The following is a 16,281-nucleotide window of genomic DNA, read 5'->3' on the forward strand; positions in this document are numbered from 1 at the left end:
TAGACCGGTTCCCCGCAGGGCTGCCATGACCTGTCTCAATCTTTCGGCGGCTCTTCCTCTCTGGCGCTGCCGTTGACGACCACGCAGTTGCGTCCCCGGGATTTGGCCGCGTAGAGGGCATCATCGGCCCGCCGCAGCGCATCGTCGGCGCCCCTGTCGTCCGCGCGAAGGATGGTCACCCCGATGCTGGTCGTCACCCCGGTGGTGTTCGGGCGGTCGGGCTGCGGCTCCATCGCCTCCACCCGCGCCCGTACTCGCTCCGCGGTGTGCCCGGCCTCGCCCAGCGAGGCCCCGTGGAGCAGGATCGCGAACTCCTCGCCGCCCAGGCGGGCGGCGCGATCGCCGGCCCGCAGCGCGGATGCGATGCAGTCGGCGAACTCGACCAGCACCTGGTCGCCGGTCTCGTGACCGTAACGGTCGTTGAAACGCTTGAAGTGGTCGATGTCCAGCATCAGCAGGCCGGCGGCGTAGCCCGGTTCCCGGCGCATGCGCGCGTATTCGCGCTCCAGTTCGTCCATGAACAGTCGGCGGTTGGCCAGCCCGGTCAGCGGGTCGGTGCGCGCCAGTGTCTCCAGGCGCTGCTCCATTCGTTTGTGTTCGGTGATGTCCTGAACCACGCCCACCATGCGCCGGGCGTGCTGATCCCGGTCGCGTTCAATCACTTGCCCGGCATCCAGCAGCCAGGCCTCGGACCCGGAGGGGTGGCGGACCCGGAACTCCGCGGAATAGCGCGAGGTTTCGCCTTTCAGGTGTCGTTGCAGCGCGGTGTCCCGTCGCTCCCGGTCCTCCGGATGCAGGACCCGATCCCATAGCGCCACCGGGCCGTACCCTTCCGCGTCCGCCAGGCCGGTGAGCTCGCCCCACCGCCGGTCGTAGTACATCGAATCGCGGTCGACCCGCCAGTCCCACAGGCCCAGGTGGGCCCCTTCGAGTGCGGCGGCCATGCGCGCCTCGGATTCGCGGACACGTCCCTCCAGGCTCGCGCGGCTACGGGCATAGCGGATCGCGCGCCCCAGGGTGGAGGTCTCGATCCGACCCTTGACCAGGTAGTCCGCCGCCCCGGCCTCCAGTGTCCTGAGAGCGAAATCCTCGTCGTCGTAACCGGTCAGCACGATGATTGGCGTGTCCCGGAACCACTCGCGTGCGGCGCGCACGGTGTCCAGCCCGGTGCTGTCCGGCAGTGACAGGTCGAGCAGAACGACGGCGGGCGAAACCTCGTCCAGGGCCTGCGGTACCGCCGACAACCGGTCGACCCGGGTCACGTCGAAGTGTTCCCGGGCCGAGCCGCGCAGGCCGAAGCGCACCAGATCCGCGTCCCCGGGTTCGTCTTCCACCAGTAGCACGGGCACCCCATCCCCGCCGGAACCCGCCGGGGAGGTTGCATGGTCGCCATCTTCCCGGGGCGCTTTCGACGAGGCGTCGCGGTTTTCCGTCGGCGCATCGGCCGCAGGGTCGGGGATCGGAGGCGGCGTGTTTTTCTCCAGCGGCAGGTTCCAGTCCTGCGCCAGTTGCTGTACCCGGTCGCAGAACTGTTCCATGTCCAGCGGCTTCACCAGATAGTCGGCCGCGCCGTTCTGGTGACTGGCCTGAATGTCGCGTTCCAGATCGGAAGTGGACAACACCACCACGGGGACTTCCTCGGCCTGATCGGTCTCGCGCAGGCGCTGCAGGAACTCCAGCCCGCCCATGTGCGGCATGTTCAGGTCCAGCAGGATCAGGCCCGGCTGCGGGGCTTCGTCGTACGGTGGCTCGCCGGCCAGGAACCGCAGGGCCTCGCGCCCGTCGTTCACGTGATGCAGGCGCGCGGTGACCCCGGCTTCCTCGAAGGCCATGCGCGTCAGGTGGACGTCCGCCGGTTCGTCTTCCACCAGCAGGACGTCGGTGACCGGCTCGGCGGTCTCGTTCATCGGGTAATCTCCACGGGCCCCTTCATGCGCCTGCGTTGTCTTCAGTTCGCTCGTTTTCCGGAGTCCGGCGGGGTATCCGGAACCAGAAGGTGCTGCCGAGTCCCGGTCCGTCCGATTCGGCGCCGATGCGGCCGCCGTGATGTTCCACGATCCGGCGGCACAGCGCCAGACCGATGCCGCTGCCTTCATATTCGCCGTGACCGTGCAGACGCGAGAAGACCCGGAACAGTCGATCCTCCTGATCCTGCGGGATGCCAACCCCGTTGTCGCGCACGCGGACCTCCCAGTGGTCGCCGTCGATGCGTCCGTCGATGAGGACTTCGGGGCGCGTGTCGCCCGGCACGTACTTCAGCGCATTGTCGATCAGGTTCTGCAGCAGGCGTACCAGCTCGTCCTGGCTGGCAACCAGGCGCGGCCAGTCGCCCTCGACGTCGATGCGCGCCGATGTTTCGGTCACTGCCGGCTGCAGGAACGCCAGAGCGGTTTCCAGGGCCTCGCGGGTGTCCACTGGCGCCATGGGGTCGGTCTTGCGTCCCACCCGGGAATATTCCAGCAGGCCCACGATCATGCGGTCCATGCGTCGGGCGCCCTCGGTGGCGTAACCGAGGAAACGTTGCTGATCCGCATCCAGCCGTTCGCCCAGGCTGCGCTCCAGCAGCTGCAGGTAGCTGCTGACCATGCGCAGCGGCTGGCGCAGGTCGTGGGACACCCCGTAGGCGAACTGCTCCAGCTCCTCGTTGGAGCGGCGCAGCTCCAGGTTCAGTCCCTCCAGGGCCTGCTGCACCCGGTGACGTTCCAGTACGTTGCCCAGCAGGTCGGCCACGTGCCGCAGGGTCTCGGCGTCCTCCGGCCCCCAGGATGCCGTTCCGTGTACGTCCACCACACCCAGCAGCCCCTGGGGTTCGCCGGCCGCCAGCAGGGGCGCGGCCATCAGCGCATGCACCCCCAGCCCCCGGAGCCATTCCCGTTCCCTGTCTGCCGCTTCTCCGAGTGTCTCTACATCGGGTATGTGGATCAGACGTTCATGGGCCATCCGTCGCTGCCAGTCCGGGAAGTCGGCCAGGGCCAGTCCCTGGAGTTCCTGTTTTCGGTGTGGCACCCCGGGCGCGGCCCATTCATGGGTGTTGTCGAGGATCCCTCGGTCCTCGCGAAACAGAAAGACCCAGGACCGGCTGGCCCCCAGCAGTTCCCCCAGTACCTCCAGCGATTCCTCGATCGCCCGGTCCACGTCGCGTCGGGTCACCAGACGCGTGGCGATGTCGGAGGTCGCGCGGTCGGCGGCCTGGCGCCGGGCCAGGGCTTCTTCCGTGGCCTTGCGTTCGGTGATGTCGAGCACCGTCCCCAGCATCCACAGAGGCGTGCCCTCGTCGTCGAATTCGACCTCGCCCTGCTGGTAGACCGTGCGGATCTCGCCGTCCGGGCGCAGGATCCGGTGTTCCACCCGGTAGGGCACACCCGGGCCACTTACCGAGGCATCGATGGCCGCGCGGACCGTGTCGCGGTCGTCCGGGTGGACCCGTTCCATGAAGGCCGCCTCGGTCGCGCCCCATTGGTCGTGGTCCAGTCCGAAGATGCGGTAGACCTCCTCCGACCAGCGGATCTCGCCGGAGCGGAAATCGGATATCCAGTTGCCCATGTGGGCGATGCGCTGGGCCTCGGCCAGCTCGTTCTCGCGCTGGCGCAGCTCGGCCTCGACCTCCTTGAGCCGCTGGATATCGACGTGGATGCCCGTCATCCGCCGCGGTTCGCCCTGCGCACCCCACTCGATGACCCGCCCCCGGCCGAGGGTCCACAGCCAGCCGCCGTCCGCCAGGCGATAGCGGAACTCGATGGAGAACTTCCCGCCCTCGGTCAGCTGGCGCTGCACCTGCGCCTCGGCCTCGGGGAGATCCTCCGGGTGCAGGCGCTGGCGCCAGTCCTCGTAAGCCAGCAACCGGCCCTCCGCCGGGTCCTCGCCCAGCATCCGCCAGCACTGCGCATCCCAGTGGATACGGTCTTCCGCCAGATCCCATTCCCAGATGCCGAATCGCGCGGCCTCCTGGGCCAGGCGGAAGCGGGCCTCGCTGTCGGCCAGGGCCCGCTCCATCGCCTTGCGCACCGAGATGTCCTGGAACGACACCACCACGCCGGTCAGTTCGCCGGTGTCGTCGCGCATGGGCGAGGCGTAGACCAGGACCGGGAAGGCTTCGCCGTCCTGGCGCCAGAAATGGTCTTCCCAGGCCTCCACCGTCTCGCCACTGACCAGGACCCCGTGGATCGGACATTCCTGCGCGGGATAAAGCGAGCCGTCCGGATGGCTGTGATGTGTTGTGGTGTGGGAATCCCGCCCGAGAGCCTCGGTCTGGTCGGCGAAGCCCAGCAGGCGGCATCCGGTGGGGTTGATGAAGGTGAAACGGCCCTCCCGGTCGATGCCGAACACGCCTTCGCCGAGGCTGGCCAGCAGGTTCTCGCGGAAGCGGCGTTCCTCGCTGCGCGCAGCCTCCATCGCGAAACGCTGGCTGACGTCGCGCACGATCATCAGCACTTCGCGGTCGTTCAGCGGGACCACCCGGGCCTCGAAATGGCCGGGCATGCCCAGTGCGGTCGTGTCGTATTCGAAGTCGCGGACCTCGCCGCTGTTCAGCGCCTCGCGGATCGCCCGGGTGCCCGGTTCGGCATAGGCGGGCGGGAACAGTTCGTCCAGGCGCCGCCCGAGAAACTCCTCGGGTGGCATCAGCAGCATCTCTTCCGAGACGGCCTCGCATTCGATGAAGGTGCCGTCGCGGTCCATCCGGAACAGGCTGTCCGGCAGGGCCCGCATCAGTGCGCGCGCGTGGGCCTCGCTGCGCTCCAGCGCCGCCGCCTTGTCTTCCAGTTCCCGGCGTACCGTGGTCAGGCGACGGTTCACCAGCACCAGGCCGAGGATCAATGCGAGCATCAGGCTGCCGACGGCCAGCGTCAGGGTGACCTGCTGGCCGTAGACCTGGATGAATTCCCGCAGGGTAAGCTCCGGGGAGGCATCGTACGGCGGCAGCCGGAGTTCGCGCGCCAGCTCTTCCACCGGCTCGTAGTCCATGGGGACGGTGAAGCCGTCGATGCCTGCGGCCTGCGCGGGTGCCGGGTGGCCGTCCAGCTCCAGCAGGGCGATCAGCATGCGGTGGCTGAGATCGCGCGGGACCTGCTCGAGGGCCACGAACGGCCACTCCGGATAGACGCGCGTGGACAGGGCCAGCGGGAAATCCACCATGTCCTGCCGTCCGATGACACGGAGTTCTTCAGGCTCGAGCTGGCCGGCTTCCTTCAGGCGTTCCAGGATCCCGATCCGCACGAATCCAACGTCCGCCTCGCCGTCCAGGACCCGCTCCACCACCCGGTCATGCGGCATGCCGGTGAACTCGATGTCCTCATCACGCGGTGTCGCGCCGAGTTCGCGCAGTTCCCGGGCCTGGGCCTGGTAGCCGCCCAGCGAGTCCTGGAGGACGGCTGCGATCCGCTGCCCGGGGACGTCGTCCCAGTCGCGGATATGATCGTTCTCGGCACGGGTGAAGGCGACCCCGCCAAAGCCGCGTACCGGTGTCCCTTCGTGCAGCGGGACCAGGGTCGCCAGAGCACCCGAAAGATGGCTGTCGCTGCGGATGCGAATGTAGTGGCTGGGGTTGGTCAGCAGGAAATCCAGCCGGTTGTTGCGCAGATTCTCCTCCAGGGCCGAGTAATCGGCGATCACCGCGTCCACGGTCACGTCTTTCAGTTGCGCGTCCAGGTGTTCGATCAGTGGCTCCCAGCGCTCGCGGGCCATATCCTCCGGTTCGAAGGCCAGGATCCCCACGGTCACGCTGCGTTCGGCCACCGCCGGCGTCGCTGCAAGCATCAGCAGGGCGACCAGCAGGGGGGCTGCGATCCCGATCGCGTATCTCATCGGGGCTCCTCGCGCGGCAGCAGATCGGGGCGTACCAGTTCATCCCCGAAGTCGCGGTCCAGCGGCGCGTCCGCATCTCCCATCAGGCCGGCGATCTCCCGTGCCGCCTGCAGGACCCGGGAATCGGCACCGGCCAGCAGACGGCGATTGCTGGCCGGATCCGGCAGCACCAGTCCGCGGAAGGTTTCCATGGCGCGGTGGCCGGGGACCCCCAGGCGTTCCGCCATGCGGTAGCCCGCGTCCACCGGGTTGGTGCGCAGGTGATGCAGGGCACGGAAATGCGCCGCGATCAGGTGGCGGGTCGAGCGTTCGAGCCGTTCCAGGTGGCCGGCCTCGATCGCGAGGACATCGAAGATCGTGTCCGGCATCGCCCGGCTGTCGAACAGGACGTGCGCGCCGTCGTCCAGCAGGCGCTCGGCGACGGGCTGATAGGTCACTACGGCATCCACCTCATCCTGCTCCCAGGCGGCCTCCTGCTCGTTGATGGTCAGCGACATCGTTTCGACCTCGTCGCGACTGAGGCCCGCCGTGTCCAGGGTGTGGTGGAGCATCAGGGCCCCCAGGGCCGAGTCTTCCACGCCGATCCGGCGCCCGGCCAGATCTTCCAGGCTTTCGATCGCGGGGCGCGCCAGCACCATGTCGGCCCCCGCGGAGATGTTGAAGACCAGCACGATGCGAAGATCCGTACCCCCGGCGCGCACCCGCAGCACCTCGTCCAGGGTCAGCGCCGCACCATGGACCTCGCCCGCGGCCAGTCGGCGCATGGATTCGCTGGCGGAGTCGGTCTCGCGCAGCAGGACCCGGTCGGGGTCCAGCCAGCCCATGGCCCGGGCCAGGAACATCGGCTCGTAGCCCGGCCATACGTGGCCGGCAATCTCCAGTGGCGGCTCCGGCCGGCCACAGGCCCCCAGCAGGGCGGGGAGGGTGGCGCCGGCGGTGACCAGAAAGCTGCGTCGATCCATGTACATGTCCGCATCGGGCGGGGGCGGCCCGGCTGGTCCGGGCGGTTGATAAGGTGTTCCAGTCTACAGACTCGCGGTTTGGCGCGTCGCCGTTCCCTCGCGATTGCGCCGGCCGGGACGCATGCGCGTGGATCAAGCGCGTGTTGCTGCCGGCGCGCGTGCCGGGTGTAGACTTGGAACAGGTAGCGGACTTGCAGGAGGTACGCAGCATGCTTGCGGAACGTGTGGAGGAATGGACCCGGGACTGGAAGCAGCAGGGGATCGAGGAGGGGCGAAGGGAAGGACGCGAACTGGGCCGTGAAGAGGGCCGTGAAGAGGGCCGTGAAGAGGGCCGCAAGGAAGGCGGGGAAGCCGTGCTGCTGCGCCTGGTGGAGATGCGTTTCGGCGCCGAGGCGGCCGAAACGTATCGTGCCCGAATCGAACAGGCGGATTCGGAGACGTTGCTGCGCTGGTCCGAGCGGATTCTGACGGCAAAACGTCCGGAAGATCTCTTCGCCTGACGGCCGGCCGTCAGGCCAGCCGGATGGCCTTCCGTCTGCGTGCTCCGTACGCTCGCCGAGGACCGGTTCCGGCACAAAAGCTCGGAGCCGTGCATCCTGCCTGCCCCGTCTTCAATGTAGTCATCGGCCGTCGTGGGAGGTTCACCAATGACCCCCGAATCGGATGGCAGGGCCTGGGTCTTGCGGGAAATGGCGCGCCCGAGAGGATTCGAACCTCTGACTTCCACCTCCGGAGGGTGGCGCTCTATCCAGCTGAGCTACGGGCGCTACGAAGCGGAATGGTACGCGGCGCGGCTTTTTTCGTCCAGTGATTTTTGAGTGCTGTACTTGGTTTGTGGTCTGGTTGCGCCGGATGCCCTATACTCTCGCCCCTCGTGCGCGCCCGTGCGCCGCAGCTTTCAGGGCCGCGCCCGGATTCCAGGGGAAACCAAAATCAAGGCCGCATTCGGCCGGATCTCGGAGGGAGAGAAGTGGCGAATCAACCGATCAAGATGGATGCCGGGAACAAGGTGCTGTTGTTCATCTCGGCAATCGCGCTGGCGGGCGCGGTCATTTTCCTGGTGGCCCAGCTGGTGAACTGGCTCGGCCAGATGGGCACGGCGGAACGCACCACCATTACCGAGGAACAGCTGACGGAACGCCTGACTCCGGCGGGACGGGTCGAGGCCGGTCCGGTGGACGTGGCGGACGAGGAAGCGGCCGATCTGAGTCCGGGGGATATTTACCAGAATGTCTGCGCGGCGTGTCACGACACGGGTGCTTCGGGTGCGCCCATCGTGGACGACACCGACGAATGGTCCTCGCGCTTCAGTGACAAGGGCATGGATACCCTCTTTGATCACTCCATCAACGGCTTCAATGCGATGCCGGCGAAGGGCGGGGACCCGAGCCTGAGCGACGACGAGGTTCGCCAGGCGGTCGCCTACATGCTGGATCAGGCGGACGTGGATCACGGCTGGTCGCCGGACAACGGTGCCGCGGAGAACGGCAACGGTGAGGAAGCCGCGAGCGAGGAAGAAGAGGCCGCCGCCGAGGAGGAGGCCGCCGCGGAGGAAGCCGCCACGAATGGCAATGGTGAAACCGTCAACGGCATCGATCTGGCTGCGGGTGACGCCACGCGCGCGGAAAACCAGCTGTACGGCACGTGCGTCGCCTGCCACGGCGCCCGGGGTCAGGGCGTGGGCATCTTCCCGGCCATCGCCGGGAATACGGCGGAGTTCATTGCCGGTCGTCTGGTGGCGTACCGCGCCGGCGAGACCGTGGGGGATGACACCCACCTGATGGCGCCGAACGCGCGCAATCTGTCGGATCAGGATATCGCCGATCTGTCTGCCTATATCGCGACGTTCGACGAGTCCTGAGGCCGGGCTGCGAAAAGCCCCGCCACGAACGCGTCGTGGCGGGGCTTTTTTGTGTCTACTCCACGCGCCAGTGGTCCAGGGCGCGGAAGCTGAGGGCCTCGGTCAGCTGGGCGCGGCCGATCGTCGGTGCCCCGGCCAGGTCGGCGAGGCTGCGGGCCACGCGCAGGATCCGGTGGTAGGCCCGGGCCGACAGGCGAAAACGTTCCGCGGCGGCATCCAGCAGCGCCCGTTCTTCCTCGGGCAGGCGGGCGTGCTGCTGCAGGGCGCGGCCTTCCAGCATCCGGTTCAGACAGCCCTGGCGTTCCAGCTGGAGCCGGCGCGCCGCGGCCACGCGGCGGGCGACCGTGGTGCTGTCCTCGGCGTCCGGATCGGGGGTGTCGCGGCCGAGTTCCGCCGGCGGGATGCGCGGTACGTCGATTGCGAGGTCGATCCGGTCCAGCAGGGGCGCCGACAGCCGCTTGCGATGGCGCCCGCGCTGCTCCGGGGTGCACTGGCACGCGTTCCCCAGATCACAGTCGAAGCCCTGCGGGCACGGATTCATGGCGCCGACGAGCTGGAAATGCGCCGGGAATTCGGCCTGGTGGGCGGCGCGCGAGATGTGGATGACGCCGGTCTCCAGGGGCTCGCGCAACACGTCGAGCACCCGCCGGTCGAACTCGGTCAGCTCGTCCAGGAACAGCACTCCATTGTGGGCCAGCGAGATCTCTCCCGGGCGTGGTGTCCCGCCGCCCCCCACCAGGGCCACGCCCGAGGCCGTGTGGTGCGGCTGGCGGAACGGGCGGCTGCGCCAGTCCTCGTGCAGGTGCCGGGTACCGCGCAGGCTGTGGATCGCGGCGGTTTCCAGGGCTTCGGCGTCATCCATGGGCGGCAGGAGCCCGGGCATGCGGGCGGCCAGCATGGACTTGCCGCTGCCCGGCGGTCCGACCATCAGCAGGTGATGCCCGCCGGCGGCGGCGATCTCCAGCGCGCGGCGTGCGCGATGCTGGCCGCGTACGTCGGCCAGGTCGGGGTAGGCCGGCGGACACGCTGCCGGAGGTTCGGCGGCGGGCAGGGCGGGGCCACCGTTGAGGGCCGTGCAGACCTCGCCCAGGTGGCGCGCGGTGACGATGTCGGCGCGGCCGCTCAGGGCGGCCTCGCGACCGTCATCGGGGTTCAGGACCAGCTGGTGCCCCGCCTCGCCGGCGGCCAGTCCGGCCGGCAGGGCGCCGCCCACCGGGCGGATGTGGCCGTCGAGGCTCAGTTCGCCGAGGAATTCGCGGGCATCCAGGGCGCTCTGCGGGACCTGTTCACTGGCCGCCAGGATCCCCAGTGCAATCCCCAGATCGAAGCGCCCGCCCTCCTTGGGCAGGTCGGCGGGTGCCAGGTTGACGGTGATGCGCCGACGCGGAAACTCGAAGCCTGCGGTCTGGATGGCCGCGCGCACGCGGTCGCGGCTCTCGCGCACCGCGGCCTCGGGCAGGCCGACGATCTGGAAGGCCGGCAGGCCGTTGGCCAGGTGGGTCTCGATGGTGACGGCCGGTGCGCGGATCCCGTCGGTCGCGCGCGCGGTGACAATGGCGATGGGCATCCCTGCCTCTCCCTGTTCGGGCCGGGCGTTCCGGGCCCGGCGGCAACTGGTTGGTGATGGCGCGGCCGCGGCCGGCGCCACATGCGGCGATCAGTTGTCGGAATCGGTGTCCTGCGGTCGGGCGGCCTGCTCGAGGGCTTCCACCCGGGCCTCCAGTTCGGCGAGGCGCTCGCGGGTGCGCTCCAGCAGGGCGACCTGGACGTCGAAGTCCTCGCGGGTCACCACGTCCATGCGCTCCAGACCGGCCTGCAGCGAGCTGCGCACCTGGCGGTGGACGTCTTCCTGCACGCTGCGCACCGATTCCGGCAGGCTTTCGGTGATGCGTCGGGCGAGGTCATCGAAATGTTTCGGGTCAAGCATGCCTGCGGTCTCCGGGTTTCGGTTCTTCCAGTCTAACGCGTTCCGGTGTCATTGCGAGGCCGACCGGCCGCCATCCACCGGGATCACCTGGCCGGTGATGTAGGGGGACTCCAGCAGCAGGAAGCGCACGGTGCGGGCGATATCCGCCGGGTCGCCGGGCCGCTTGAGGGCCGTGCGCTCCACCATTGCCTCGTGGGGGGCGACGTTGGCCGGGTCCTCGGGACTGAGGATCGCCCCCGGTGCCACGCCGTTGACGCGCACCTCCGGGCCCAGCTCGCGTGCCAGCGACTGGGTCAGGGCATGCAGCCCGGCCTTGGCCGCGGAATACACCGGGTAGCCGCTCAGCGGTCGCAGGGCGTGGATGTCGACGATGTTCACCACCGCACCGCCACTCGCCCGCAGGGCGGGGGTGCAGGCCTGGGTCAGGAACAGCGGGGCGCGCACGTTGGAGCCCATCAGATCGTCCCATTGCGCCATGGTGATCTCGCCCACTGGCGTGGGGTAGAAGGTGGAGGCGTTGTTGACCAGGAAGTCCAGCCGGCCGCGCCAGGCATGCGCTTCCCGGGCCAGGGCCTCCGGGGCCTGCGGGTCGAGCAGGTCGGCCTGCAGCGGCCGGGCACTGTCGGGACGCCGGGCGTTCAGTTCGTCGGTCAGCGCTTCGGCTTCGGCGCGCGAGCGCCGACAGTGCACGATGACGTCGAGTCCGGCGGCGTGCAGTTCGCGCGCGATGGCCGCGCCGATGCGCCGCGCGCCGCCGGTGATCAGGACCACGCGGCGTTCGCCGGCGTCCTCCGGGGGTTTCGGTGAATCCTTGCCTGGGGCACTCTCTGCCACTGCCAACTCCCTGCATGGAACGAATGACCAATGCCGCCGGCAGAATCTAGCACAGGCCCCGGGGACCCGGCCGCGGACCTTTCCGCGCGGCTGGTGGACTCCCTGCAACAGAGCATCCGCGAGGCCGGAGGGTTCCTGCCTTTCGTCGAATACATGGACCGGGCGCTTTATGCACCGGGTCTGGGATATTACGTCAACGGGGCGCACAAGCTGGGTGCGGGCGGGGATTTCGTCACCGCGCCGGAGATCTCGCCGTTGTTCGGCGAGACCCTGGCGACATGGCTGGCGCCGGTGCTGCAGCAGGACCTCGGCGGCGAGGGCGTGATCCTGGAATTCGGCGGAGGCACCGGGAGGCTGGCGGGCGACGTGCTGGCGACCCTGCGCGAGGCGGGAGTGCCGTGGGCGGGCTACTGGATCCTGGAGGTCAGTCCGGATCTGCGCGAGCGCCAGCGCGAGTATCTGCAGGCGGTGCTGCCGGCGGAAGACTTCGCGCGGGTGACCTGGCTGGATGCCCTGCCGGGCGAGCCCTGGCGCGGCGTGGTGCTGGCCAACGAGGTGCTGGATGCCCTGCCGGTGGAGCTGTTCCGCTGGCGCGACGGGGCGGTGGGGCAGATGGGCGTGTCCGCGGACGAGGGCGGCCTGGTACTGGCCGAACGCCCGGCGCCGGAGCCGCTGCGCAGCGCGGTGTACGAGCTGCACGCGCGCTGCGGGCCGTGGCCCGAGGGTTACACTTCGGAGTGGCGTCCGGCCCAGAACGCCTGGATCGCGGCCGCGGCGGAGCATCTGGAGCGCGGCGCGGTGGTGATCGTCGACTACGGCTTCCCGCGCGACGCCTTCTATGCCCCGGAGCGGCATCAGGGGACGCTGGTGGGTTACCACCGTCAGCAGATGGTGCTGGATCCGCTGGCGCAGCCGGGGCTGATGGATCTGACCGCCAGCGTGGATTTTACCGCGGTCGCGGAGGCCGCGGATGCCGCCGGGCTGGAGGTCGCGGTGTACGCCGCGCAGGGCGAGTTCCTGCTGGCGGCCGGCCTTCCCGCGCGCTTCGATGCGCGGGTGGGCGACGCCAGAGACGCCGAGACCACCCTGCGCGCGGCGCAGGCGGTGCGCATGCTGACACTGCCGGGGGAGATGGGCGAGCGCTTTCAGGTCATGGCCCTGACCCGCGACTGCCCGTCGCTGCCGCAGGCCGGCCTTCCCGACCGCCGGGGGCGCCTGTGACGGAGGCATGGGGCCGGTGCGGGTACTTTCCCGCCGGGGCGCCGCGGGGCATGATTCCCGGATGAACGTACTCGGCATCGAAACCTCCTGCGACGAGACCGGCGTGGCGCTGATCAGCGACCGCGAGGGTCTGCTCGCGCACCGGCTCTACAGCCAGACCGATCTGCACGCGGTCTACGGCGGCGTGGTGCCCGAGCTGGCCTCGCGTGACCACGTGCGGCGCCTGCTGCCGCTGGTGCGCGCAGTGCTGGACGAGGCCGGCATGCGCGGGGAAGAGCTGGATGCCATCGCCTACACCGGCGGGCCGGGGCTGCTGGGGGCGCTGCTCACCGGCGCCGCAGTGGCGCGTTCGCTCGCCTGGGGCTGGGGTGTGCCGGCCCTGCCGGTGCATCACCTCGAGGGGCATCTGCTGGCGCCGATGCTGGAGGGCGAGTTCGATTTCCCGTTTCTGGTGCTGCTGGTGTCCGGCGGACACACCCAGCTGATCCATGCCCGTGCACTGGGCGATTACGAGCTGCTGGGCGAGAGCATCGACGATGCCGCCGGCGAGGCCTTCGACAAGACCGCCAAACTCCTGGGGCTGGGCTATCCGGGCGGGCCGGCGCTGGCGCGGCTGGCGGCCGACGGAGAGGCGGATGCGCTGCGCCTGCCGCGGCCGATGCTCGACCGGCCCGGTCTGGACATGAGCTTCTCCGGGCTGAAGACCGCGGTGCTGACGGCCGTGCGCAAGGGCGGACACGCCCCGGCGGATGTCGCGCGGGCGTTCGAGGAGGCGGTCAGCGAGACCCTGGTGGAGAAGACCCGTCGCGCCCTGAAGCAGAGCCGTGCCCCGGCGCTGGTGGTGGCCGGCGGGGTGGCCGCGAACGCGACCCTGCGCGCGGGTCTGGAACGGATGGCGCGCGAGAGCGGCGTGCCGGTGCATTTTCCGCGGGCGGAATTCTGCACCGACAACGGGGCGATGATCGCGCTGGCCGGCCTGCGCCGGTTGCAGACCGGGCGCGCCGCCGAGGCGGTGGACGACGCCGGCAGCCCGGTCATCCATGCCCGGGCGCGCTGGCCGCTGGCGGAGCTGACCGGCTGAAGCCGGGCCGCAGCCGCCCTACGCGGAGCCGTCTTCTTCGGTGTCGTCTTCCCCGGAGGCGGGCTTTTTCTTCTCGCCGATGCGGGATTCCTCGCCGCGCATCAGCCGCCGGATGTTTTCGTCATGGCGGATGAACAGGATCAGGGCCATCACCGCGACCAGCGTGACGATCCAGAAATCCGGCTCGCCCGGGGCGAAGGCCAGGTACAGCGGCGCCGCGCCGGCGGCCACCAGCGCCGCCAGCGAGGAATAGCGCCAGATCGCCGCGACCGCCAGCCAGGTCAGCGCGCTCAGCAGGGCGACCAGCGGGTTCAGCGCCAGCAGGACCCCCAGCGCGGTGGCGACACCCTTGCCGCCCTGAAAGCGGTAGTACACTGGCAGGACGTGGCCGAGGAAGGCCGCCAGGCCGACGGCGCCCGCGGCCCAGCCCGGCAGGTCCGTCCACTGCAGGACGATGAAGACCGGCAGCCAGCCCTTGGCCACGTCGCCCAGCAGGGTGATCAGGGCCGCCGTGCGGCCGCCGGTGCGCAGCACGTTGGTGGCGCCGGGGTTGCGCGAGCCGCTGGTGCGCGGATCGGGCAGCCGCAGCGCATGGCTGACCAGGATCGCGCTGGATACGGACCCGAGCAGATAGGCGAGGACGATGGCAATGGCGCTGAGCATGGTGGAGCGGTTCCGGTTGGCGAATGCGGGCCCATCATACGCAACGGGACGTGGCCGGGGCAGGGGGCGCGCGTGAGCGACGGCAGTGCCCCCGCGCTGGTTCTGCTGCATGGCTGGGGTTTCTCCGGCGCGGTCTGGAAGCCCGTGATCCGCGGGCTGCGGGCGCGGGGGTACGCGGGGAGGATCCATGCCCCGGACCTGCCCGGCCATGGCGCCGCCGGCGGCGGTGACGAGCTGGCCGATCCGGATGCCGTCGCCGCGCAGCTGGCGGCGGGGTTGCCCGACGATCTGGAGAGTCCCGTGTGGGTCGGGTGGTCGCTGGGCGCACTGCCCGCGCTGGCCGTCCCGGGCGCGGATGCGCGGGGGCGCATCCTGGTGGCGGGGAGTCCGCGCTTTGTGCGCGCGGCGGACTGGCCGGAGGCAATGGATCCGCGCGAGCTGGACGGTTTTGCCCGGCTGCTCGGTGGCGACACCGGACGCCTGCGGCGCCAGTTTGCTGCGCTGTGCGCGCGGGGCGCGCAGGAGCCCGCCGCGCTCGCGCGTTCCCTGCGCGGCGGGCTGGAAGCGGCGGCGGCACGACCCGAGGCCCTGGTGGCGGGGCTCGCCGCGCTGCGTGAGGCGGACCGGCGTGGCGATCTGGGCGCCGGGTCGCCGCTGGCCGCGCTGCTGGCCCAGGACGACGCCCTGATCCCGCCGGGTCTGGAACGGCATCTGGCGACCCGGGTGCCCGGGGCGCGCATCCGGCGGGTGCCCGGTCCGCACGCCCTGCTGCTGGCGGCGCCCGATACGGTCGCCGAATTCATCCATGCAACGCTGGCGGAGATCCCCGCATGAGCGACATCGACCCTTCCGGCTTCGAACTCGACAAGGCACGGGTGCGTGAAGGCTTTGGCCGCGCCGCTGCCGACTACGAAACGCACGCCGCAGTGCAGCGCGAGGTTCAGGGGCGCCTGCTCGAACGCCTGGACCTGATCCGCATGCAGCCGGAACGCGTGATCGATCTGGGCTGCGGGATCGGCGAATCGTTCGACGACCTGGCCCGCCGTTATCGCAGCGCCCGTCTGACCGGGGTCGACTTCGCGCCGGCCATGCTGCAGCGGGCCCGCCGGCGCGGGCGCTGGCTGCGGCGCCCGCGGGTGCTGTGTGCCGACATGGAGGCCCTGCCGCTGGCCGACGCCTCGCAGGATCTGGCGATCTCCAGCGCCGCGCTGCAGTGGTGCAGCAGTCTGGATCGCGCGTTTGCCGAGGTCCGCCGGATCCTGGCGCCCGGTGGCCTGTGGATGTTCACCACCTTCGGCCCGGCCACCCTGAGCGAGCTGCGCGAGGCGTTCGCCGCGGTGGACGGCGGTGCGGCCGCCCACGTGAATGCCTTCATCGACATGCACGACATCGGCGATGCCCTGGTGCGCGCAGGCTTCGCCGACCCGGTGATGGATCAGGAAACCCTGACCCTGACCTATCCCGATCTCACCCGACTGATGCGCGATCTGCGGGGTGTGGGGGTGCGCAACGCCCTGGCCGGGCGTGGCCGCGGGCTTACCGGCCCCCGGCGCCTGGTGGCCGTGGCCGAGGCCTACGCCGAGCGATTCGGCGTGGAAGGCCGCCTGCCGGCGACCTGGGAGGTCGTGTACGGGCACGCCTGGGTGCCGGATGCGCCCCCGCCGCGCGAGCCGGAAGGGCGCACCATCCCGATTCGGCCGGTCTCCTGAAGCCCGCCGCTCGCACTCCCTCGAAAATCCCGCGTCAAAATCGCGGGTGCGTGATTTGCCTCAACACCGAGCGGAATCACTCGGTGCACTCTCGCGTCAGGGGTATCCGCCGGTGTATCCTTCAGCGGCCAGAAAGTTCCCCTGCTCTCGAACGAATGTCCGACTGCAGGGGGTGGTCTTGGTTTTTTTTGTCGACCGGTAATGGGGTAGAGTTCTGAGCC

13 protein-coding genes and 1 tRNA gene are annotated in these 16,281 nt (G+C 70.0%); 6 read left to right on the forward strand and 8 right to left on the reverse strand.

The genetic code is table 11. From position 1 onward, the window contains the following. Positions 1–35: 35 nt before the first annotated feature. From C998_RS0101470 to C998_RS0101480, 3 genes are read right to left on the reverse strand one after another with little or no spacing between them, the layout of a single operon-like run. Complete coding sequence (locus tag C998_RS0101470; RefSeq protein ID WP_018869067.1) at positions 36–1,907, reverse strand: diguanylate cyclase domain-containing protein; 1,872 nt, start codon at positions 1,905–1,907, stop codon at positions 36–38. Between the two features lie 22 nt (positions 1,908–1,929). Further along, a complete protein-coding gene (locus C998_RS15320) occupies positions 1,930–5,802 on the reverse strand; it encodes a PAS domain-containing protein (protein ID WP_018869068.1) in 3,873 nt (1,290 codons plus the stop codon). Then, positions 5,799–6,770, reverse strand: coding sequence for an ABC transporter substrate-binding protein (locus C998_RS0101480; RefSeq protein WP_018869069.1), 972 nt, complete (start codon positions 6,768–6,770; stop codon positions 5,799–5,801). Before C998_RS0101480 ends, C998_RS15320 begins: the two co-directional genes overlap by 4 nt. A gap of 203 nt (positions 6,771–6,973) precedes the next feature. Here C998_RS0101480 and C998_RS0101485 point away from each other — a divergent pair, with 203 nt between their 5' ends. Beyond that, positions 6,974–7,264 (forward strand): hypothetical protein, encoded by a 291-nt coding sequence (locus tag C998_RS0101485; protein WP_018869070.1) that lies wholly within the window; start codon positions 6,974–6,976, stop codon positions 7,262–7,264. 190 nt (positions 7,265–7,454) lie between these two features. Here C998_RS0101485 and C998_RS0101490 read toward each other — a convergent pair. Next, positions 7,455–7,531, reverse strand: a tRNA-Arg gene (locus C998_RS0101490). Positions 7,532–7,734: 203 nt separating this feature from the next. Here C998_RS0101490 and C998_RS0101495 point away from each other — a divergent pair. Then, on the forward strand, positions 7,735–8,625 hold the full coding sequence (locus C998_RS0101495; protein ID WP_018869071.1) for a c-type cytochrome: 891 nt from the start codon (positions 7,735–7,737) through the stop codon (positions 8,623–8,625). A gap of 55 nt (positions 8,626–8,680) precedes the next feature. Here C998_RS0101495 and C998_RS0101500 read toward each other — a convergent pair whose 3' ends face one another. From C998_RS0101500 to C998_RS0101510, 3 genes are all read right to left on the reverse strand, one after another. Continuing rightward, a complete protein-coding gene (locus C998_RS0101500) occupies positions 8,681–10,192 on the reverse strand; it encodes a YifB family Mg chelatase-like AAA ATPase (protein ID WP_018869072.1) in 1,512 nt (503 codons plus the stop codon). A gap of 90 nt (positions 10,193–10,282) precedes the next feature. Further along, positions 10,283–10,552: an accessory factor UbiK family protein gene (locus tag C998_RS0101505; protein ID WP_018869073.1), complete on the reverse strand. Its 270-nt coding sequence runs from the start codon at positions 10,550–10,552 to the stop codon at positions 10,283–10,285. 48 nt (positions 10,553–10,600) lie between these two features. Then, the gene (locus tag C998_RS0101510) at positions 10,601–11,323 is read right to left on the reverse strand and encodes a pteridine reductase (protein WP_038030804.1); all 723 of its coding nucleotides are present in this window, start codon (positions 11,321–11,323) and stop codon (positions 10,601–10,603) included. A 93-nt stretch (positions 11,324–11,416) separates the two neighbouring features. Here C998_RS0101510 and C998_RS0101515 point away from each other — a divergent pair, with 93 nt between their 5' ends. Together C998_RS0101515 and tsaD are read left to right on the forward strand one after the other, a co-directional pair. Further along, entirely contained in the window at positions 11,417–12,607 is a 1,191-nt protein-coding gene (locus tag C998_RS0101515; RefSeq protein ID WP_018869075.1) for a class I SAM-dependent methyltransferase, read from the forward strand. Positions 12,608–12,668: 61 nt separating this feature from the next. Further along, positions 12,669–13,688: a tRNA (adenosine(37)-N6)-threonylcarbamoyltransferase complex transferase subunit TsaD gene (gene tsaD / locus C998_RS0101520; RefSeq protein WP_018869076.1), complete on the forward strand. Its 1,020-nt coding sequence runs from the start codon at positions 12,669–12,671 to the stop codon at positions 13,686–13,688. An 18-nt stretch (positions 13,689–13,706) separates the two neighbouring features. Here the strand turns inward: tsaD and plsY are convergent, their stop codons facing one another. Continuing rightward, complete coding sequence (gene plsY / locus C998_RS0101525) at positions 13,707–14,351, reverse strand: glycerol-3-phosphate 1-O-acyltransferase PlsY (protein ID WP_018869077.1); 645 nt, start codon at positions 14,349–14,351, stop codon at positions 13,707–13,709. A 72-nt stretch (positions 14,352–14,423) separates the two neighbouring features. On the opposite strand from plsY, the gene C998_RS0101530 reads away from it, so the two are divergent. Together C998_RS0101530 and bioC are read left to right on the forward strand one after the other, a co-directional pair. Further along, on the forward strand, positions 14,424–15,185 hold the full coding sequence (locus C998_RS0101530) for an alpha/beta fold hydrolase (protein ID WP_018869078.1): 762 nt from the start codon (positions 14,424–14,426) through the stop codon (positions 15,183–15,185). Continuing rightward, entirely contained in the window at positions 15,182–16,060 is an 879-nt protein-coding gene (bioC, locus tag C998_RS0101535; protein WP_018869079.1) for a malonyl-ACP O-methyltransferase BioC, read from the forward strand. The genes C998_RS0101530 and bioC overlap by 4 nt, the downstream gene beginning before the upstream one ends. The last annotated feature ends 221 nt before the right edge of the window (positions 16,061–16,281 follow it).

Source organism: Thioalkalivibrio sp. ALgr3, assembly GCF_000377325.1.
Classification (GTDB): domain Bacteria; phylum Pseudomonadota; class Gammaproteobacteria; order Ectothiorhodospirales; family Ectothiorhodospiraceae; genus Thioalkalivibrio.

Bases quoted from the DNA above. Each gene is read 5' to 3' on its own strand.
- C998_RS0101470 (WP_018869067.1), bottom strand. From the start codon at position 1,907: ATGAACGAGACCGCCGAGCCGGTCACCGACGTCCTGCTGGTGGAAGAC.
- C998_RS15320 (WP_018869068.1), bottom strand. From the start codon at position 5,802: ATGAGATACGCGATCGGGATCGCAGCCCCCCTGCTGGTCGCCCTGCTG.
- C998_RS0101480 (WP_018869069.1), bottom strand. From the start codon at position 6,770: ATGTACATGGATCGACGCAGCTTTCTGGTCACCGCCGGCGCCACCCTC.
- C998_RS0101485 (WP_018869070.1), top strand. From the start codon at position 6,974: ATGCTTGCGGAACGTGTGGAGGAATGGACCCGGGACTGGAAGCAGCAG.
- C998_RS0101500 (WP_018869072.1), bottom strand. From the start codon at position 10,192: ATGCCCATCGCCATTGTCACCGCGCGCGCGACCGACGGGATCCGCGCA.
- C998_RS0101505 (WP_018869073.1), bottom strand. From the start codon at position 10,552: ATGCTTGACCCGAAACATTTCGATGACCTCGCCCGACGCATCACCGAA.
- C998_RS0101515 (WP_018869075.1), top strand. From the start codon at position 11,417: ATGCCGCCGGCAGAATCTAGCACAGGCCCCGGGGACCCGGCCGCGGAC.
- tsaD (WP_018869076.1), top strand. From the start codon at position 12,669: ATGAACGTACTCGGCATCGAAACCTCCTGCGACGAGACCGGCGTGGCG.
- plsY (WP_018869077.1), bottom strand. From the start codon at position 14,351: ATGCTCAGCGCCATTGCCATCGTCCTCGCCTATCTGCTCGGGTCCGTA.
- bioC (WP_018869079.1), top strand. From the start codon at position 15,182: ATGAGCGACATCGACCCTTCCGGCTTCGAACTCGACAAGGCACGGGTG.